The sequence below is a fragment of the Streptomyces niveiscabiei genome, assembly GCF_001419795.1.
In the GTDB taxonomy this organism is placed as follows: Bacteria; Actinomycetota; Actinomycetes; order Streptomycetales; family Streptomycetaceae; genus Streptomyces; species Streptomyces niveiscabiei.
This window is the reverse complement of record NZ_LIRL01000733.1, coordinates 1-5,381: the sequence shown is the minus strand read 5'-3', so window position 1 is coordinate 5,381 and position 5,381 is coordinate 1. Positions and strand designations below refer to the sequence as shown.

Here is a 5,381-nt window from a genome sequence, read left to right as displayed (position 1 = left end):
CGCCCGCTCCCCGTGCCACGTCCCCCACAGCTGGGCGTACGCTCCCCCAGCGTTCACCAGTTCCTCGTGGGTGCCCAGTTCCGTCAGCCTGCCGCCCTCCATCACCGCGACGCGGTCCGCGTCGTGGGCCGTGTGGAGGCGGTGGGCGATCGCGATGACCGTGCGGTTCTGGAGGACGGCGGCGAGGGCGCGTTCGGTGTGGCGGGCGGTGGTGGGGTCCAGCAAAGCGGTCGCCTCGTCGAGGATGAGCGTGTGGGGGTCGGCGAGGACCACCCGGGCCAGGGCGAGCTGTTGGGCCTGGGAGCCGTCCAAGGTGCGGGCGCCCGTGCCGAGTTCGGCGTCCAGCCCGCCCGGCAGGTCGCGGACCCAGTCGGCCGCCCCCACCGCGTGCAGCGCCGCCCACAACTCCTCGTCGCTCGCGCCGGGTTCGGCGATGCGGAGGTTGTCGCGGACCGTGCCGAGGAAGACGTGGTGTTCCTGGGTGACGAGGACGACCTGACGGCGGAGCTGTTCGGGACCGAGGCCGACGACGGGGACACCGCCGACGGTGACCGTGCCTTCCGTGGGCGCGTCCACGCCCGCGAGCAGCCGGCTGAGCGTCGTCTTGCCGGCGCCGGACGGGCCGACCACGGCGAGGCGTTCACCGGGGCGGACCGTGAGGTCGACGCCGCGCAGGACCTCGCCGCCCCGCTCGTACGCGAACCGCACACCGGTCACGTCGATACGGTCGTCCGCCGGCGTCGGCGTATCCCCCGTCACCTCCCCCGACGCCTGCGCGATCCCCTCGACGCGGGCGAACGACGCCCCGCTGGACTGGAGTTGCTCGACGCGGATGATCACCTGGTCGATGGGTTCGAAGAACTGGCGGGTGTAGAGGGTCGCGGTGACGACCGCGCCGACGCTCATCTCCCCGTGCGCGTGCAGGACGCCGCCGAGGACCAGGATCGCCGACAGGGGCAGGACGTACGACACCTCGACGACCGGGAAGAAGACGCTGCGCAGGTAGAGGGTGTACAGGCGGGTGCGCCGGGACTCGTCGAGTGCCGTACGGCTGGCCGCCGTCCGCCGCTCGCCCAGGCGGAACGCCTCGACCGTGCGGGCGCCGCCGGCGGTCGCGGCGAGGATCTCGGAGACCTCGGAGGTGGCCGCGCCCTCGGCGAGGTAGCCGGTGCGGGCGCGCCGCAGGTACCAGCGCATGCCGGCCCAGATCGGCGCGAGCCCGAGCGCGGCGACGGTGCCGAGGAGCGGGTCGACGACGAAGACGGCGACCAGCAGGAACAGGGCCTGCGCGCCGCCGACCATGATGTCGGGCCCGGCGTCGCGCAGGGTCGTCCCGACGGTTCCCACGTCGGCGGTGCCGCGCGTGGTGAGGTCGCCGGTCCCGGCGCGCTCGACGACGGACGCGGGCAGCGCGAGCGCCCGGTCCACGAACCCCTCGCGCACCCGGGCGAGCATCCGCTCCCCGAACCGGTGCGCGACGTACCGCCCCCACCGCACGAACAGCAGCTGGACGACGGCGGCGACGAGGATTCCGAACGCGAGCCGGTCGACCGTCCCGACCCCGGCCCCGGCCCGCACCTCGTCGATGATCCGCCCGAGCAGCCAGGGCCCGACGAGCCCCGCGAGGGCGCCGAGCACGTTGACGCCCACCACGATCCCGAACGCGCGGCGATCGGCCCGCACCAACTGTCCGACGGCACGCCGGACTTCACGGACCCCGGCAATGGGCAGCCGCCCGGAGTCCCCGCTCACAGCACGTCCCCTTCCATGGACCCGACCCGGACCGTGTCGTCCTCGCCCGCGTCCCGGGCCACCAACTCCCGGTATCCCGCTTCCCTTTCGAGCAGCTCCCGGTGCGAACCGACGGCGGCCACCCGCCCCTCCACGACGTACTGCACCCGGTCCACCCGGTCGAGCAGCAGCGGCGAGGTCGAGGTCACGACGGTCGTCCGCCCCGCCCGCGCCTCCCGCAGCCGCGCGGCGATGGCCGCCTCCGTGTGGGCGTCGAGCGCCGACGTCGGTTCGACGGCGAGGAGCACCTCGGGATCGGCGAGCAACGCCCGTACGAGGCGCACGCGTTGGCGCTGGCCCCCGGAGAGGCTGCGCCCCTGCGCGGAGACGGCGGAGTCGAGCCCGTCCGGCAGCCCGCGCACGATGTCCTCGGACGCGGCGGCCCACACGGCCCGCGTGATCGCCTCGACATCGCGCGCCTCCCGCCCGGACACCATCTCGCGCAGGGTCTCGGCGAAGAGGTCGGCCTCGTTGTCGGCGACGAGGATCCGCGCCCGTACGGACGCCAACGGCACGGAGTCCAGCCGGACTTCACCCCATCTGACGTCGGACGGCAGATACCGCCCGAGCCGGTCGACGATCACCGCGCTGTCGGCGGGCCGCGCGCAGACGACGGCGGTCAACTCGCCGGGGTGGACCCGGACTTCGGAGAGGGGGTCGTACAACTCGGCGGCGCCGGACGGCGCTTCGGCGGACGGCACGTCCGGGTCGGGCTCCAGCGCCAGCAGCCGGACGACCCGCCGGGCCGCGACGACGCCCCGGCTCAGCTGGTACCCCAGCTCGACGAGGAAGGACACGGGCACGACGAGGACGGCCACGAACCCGTACACGGAGACGAGTTGGCCGACCGTGATCTCCCCCTGCGCGGCGAGGCGCGCCGCGAGCCAGGTCACCACGGACAGGAACAGGGTCGGCAGCCCGACCCCGAGCGCCTGGATCCAGCTCGTCACCGCGCCGACCCGGTAGCCCTGTTCGCGCAGGCCCGCGGAGTCCCGCCGGAACCCGTCCGCGAACAGCCCTTTGCCGCCGAGGCCGTTGAGGACGCGCAGCCCGCCCGCGAGGTCCCCGATGCGCGCGGTCAGCAGCCGCTGGCGTTCGCGGTACTCGGTCTCCGCGCCCTGGAGCCGGGCCATCAACGGCCCGACGAGCAGGGCGAGTACGGGCATGCCGGTGAGGACGACGGCGGCGAGCAGCGGCGAGACGTCCAGCAGGAGGGCCGCGACGACGACGTACATGACGATCGCCCCGATCCCGGGCCCGAGGGGGGTCATGGCGAACGCGATCGTCTGGACGTCGCCCACGCCGATCGTGACGACCTCTCCCGCGACCGTCCGCCGGGGCAGCGCGGCACCGAGCCGCACGGCCTGCCTCACGACGACCTTCACGGTGCGGAAGTTGGCGTCCATCCGCATCCGCGTCATCGTGCGGTGCCGCATGATGCTGAGCCACGCGTTGAACGCGCCGACGAGCAGGAGCGCGGTGCTCCACCACACGAGCGCGCCCATGTCGCCGCGCTGGATGCCTTCGTCGACGGCCTTGGAGATCATCCAGGGGGTGGCGGCCAGCAGGGCCATCCACGCGGACGACAGGGCCGCCCCGGAGAAGGCGCGGCCGAGCTGGCATCGGGTCAGCCACCACAGGTACCCGGCGCCGCTCCGGCAGCCGGGCGTCCCCGGGTCCGCGTACGCGTCGATCACCGCCCCTCCCCCGCGCCCGCCAGGCTGTCGCGCCAGGCGCGGTGCAGGCCCGCGAACCGGCCGGTCCCGGCGATCAGTTCGGCCGGGGTGCCGTCCTCGACGATCCTGCCCCGTTCCATGACGAGCACCCGGTCGGCGATCTCCACGGTGGACAGCCGGTGCGCGATGACGACGGCGGTACGGCCGCGCAGGACCGTCGACATGGCGCGCTGGACGGCCTGTTCGCCGGGGATGTCGAGGGAGCTGGTCGCCTCGTCGAGGATGAGGACGGCCGGGTCGGCGAGCAACGCCCGCGCGAACGCGACGAGTTGGCGCTGCCCGGCGGAGATCCGGCCGCCGCGCTTGCGGACGTCCGTGTCGTAGCCGTCGGGCAGGGCGCTGATGAACTCGTGGGCGCCGATGGCCTTCGCGGCGCGCTCGATCTCCTCGCGGCCGGCGTCGGGGCGGCCGATCGCGATGTTCTCGGCGACCGTGCCGGAGAACAGGAACGCCTCCTGGGTCACCATGACGACGCCGCGCCGCAGTTCGGGTACGGGGAGGTCGCGCAGGTCGACGCCGTCGAGGGTGACGCGGCCGGCCGTCGGGTCGTAGAAGCGGGCGAGGAGTTTCGCGAGCGTCGACTTGCCGGCGCCGGTCGAGCCGACGACCGCGACGGTCTGGCCGGCCGGGAGGGCCAGGTCGAAGCGGGGCAGGATCTCGCCGCCCGTGCGGTAGCCGAAGGAGACGCCGTCGAACTCGACCGCGCGGCCCGGGAGTTCGCCCTGCCGTACGGGCAGTTCGCGGGGCTCGGCCGGTTCGGGCACGGACGGGGTCTGGGCGAGGAGTCCGGCGATCTTCTCCAGGGAGGCGGCGGCCGACTGGTAGGAGTTGAGGAACATGCCGAGCCGGTCGATCGGGTCGTACAGGCGCCGCAGGTACAGCACCGCCGCCGCGAGCACGCCGAGCTCCAGCGAGCCGGCCGAGACGCGGTACGCGCCCCACAGGACGATCACCGCGACGGCCGTGTTGGCGATCAGGCGGGAGCCGGTGACGTAGCGCGCCATCTCCAGCAGGGCGTCGCCGTTGGAGCGTTCGTGCGTACGGTTCACGGCCGCGAACTCGGCGTCGTTGACGGCCTCCCTGCGGAACGCGCGGACCGGGCGGATGCCGTTCATCGTCTCGACGAACTTGACGATCACCGAGGCGATGGCCGTCGACCGTCTCGCGTACACGCGGCCCACCCGGCGGCGGTACATCCGGATCATCAGGTACAGCGGGCCGAACGAGGCGACCGCGACCGCGCCGAGGCCGAGGTCCAGCCAGAGCAGCATCGCCGAGATGTAGACGAACGAGAGGATGACCGTCACGAGTTCCTGGAGGCCCTCGCTGAGGAGTTCCCGCAGCGACTCGACGTCCGTCGTGGACCGGGAGATCAGGCGGCCCGACGTGTACCGCTCGTGGAAGTCCACGCTCAGCGCCTGCGCGTGGCGGAAGATCCTGCCTCTCAGGTCCAGCAGGACGTCCTGGTTGACGCGGGCGGAGGCGTTGATGAACGCGTACTGGAGGGCGCCGGAGAGCAGCGCGGCGCCGAGATACCCGGCCCCGGCCGCGATCAGCGGCCCGTTGTCGCCGTCCCGGTACGCGGGTACGGCCGTGTCGATCGCGTACGCCACCAGCAGGGGGCCGATCTGTACGGCGGCCTGCTGGACGAGGAGCAGCAGCGCGGTGACCGTCGCCCGCACCTTCATCGGCGCGAGCAGCGACCGCAGCAGGACGCCGGTCGCGCCGGGCGGCGTGGGCAGGTCGTCCTGATCGAAGGGATCAGGCTCCGGAGCCACGGGCGCCGGGTTCGTCGTGGTGGCGGTCATCGGCGGACGTCCTCCTGGTCCAGGGGGGCGGTGGGGGGTTCGGCGG

Annotated in this window: 3 protein-coding genes; all 3 read right to left on the bottom strand. The window is 73.6% G+C overall.

Annotated features, from left to right (window positions below; translation table 11 throughout):
* A partial coding sequence (locus tag AOK24_RS32160; RefSeq protein ID WP_055723556.1) for an ABC transporter ATP-binding protein occupies positions 1-1,752 on the bottom strand: 1,752 nt, incomplete at its 3' end.
* Positions 1,749-3,488: an ABC transporter ATP-binding protein gene (locus AOK24_RS32155; protein WP_055723555.1), complete on the bottom strand. Its 1,740-nt coding sequence runs from the start codon at positions 3,486-3,488 to the stop codon at positions 1,749-1,751. The genes AOK24_RS32155 and AOK24_RS32160, both read right to left, overlap by 4 nt.
* Complete coding sequence (locus AOK24_RS32150) at positions 3,485-5,335, bottom strand: ABC transporter ATP-binding protein (RefSeq protein WP_055723554.1); 1,851 nt, start codon at positions 5,333-5,335, stop codon at positions 3,485-3,487. Before AOK24_RS32150 ends, AOK24_RS32155 begins: the two co-directional genes overlap by 4 nt.
* Between the last annotated feature and the right edge of the window lie 46 nt (positions 5,336-5,381).